Origin of the sequence: Rhodanobacter thiooxydans LCS2 (genome assembly GCF_000264375.1) — a bacterium.
Lineage (GTDB): Bacteria > Pseudomonadota > Gammaproteobacteria > Xanthomonadales > Rhodanobacteraceae > Rhodanobacter > Rhodanobacter thiooxydans.
Genome location: NZ_AJXW01000109.1, coordinates 1 through 294, shown reverse-complemented (window position 1 = coordinate 294; position 294 = coordinate 1). Strand labels below are relative to the sequence as shown.

The 294-nt window shown below is 72.4% G+C and carries 1 pseudogene; it reads left to right on the top strand.

Features of this window, described 5'->3' with window-relative positions:
- Positions 1-286: pseudogene (locus tag UUA_RS17565) on the top strand (RNA pseudouridine synthase); the annotation flags it as partial.
- Positions 287-294: the final 8 nt, after the last annotated feature.

Genomic DNA, 294 nt, shown 5'->3' with positions numbered 1-294 from the left:
CGGCCGCACCCACCAGATCCGCGTGCACCTGGCGCACATCGGCCACCCGCTGGTCGGCGACCCACTGTACGGCGGCGGCCTGAAGTTGCCCAAGGGTGCCAGCGCGGAGCTGGCCGCCGCCCTGCGTGGTTTCCGCCGGCAGGCGCTGCATGCCGAGCAGCTGTCGTTCATCCACCCGGCCACCGGCGAGGCGCTGTCGTTCGGCGCAGAGCGGCCGGCCGACCAGCAGCGGCTGATCGACGCGCTGCGTGCCGACCTGGCCGAACACGGTTCGGATCACTACTGAGGGCAAGC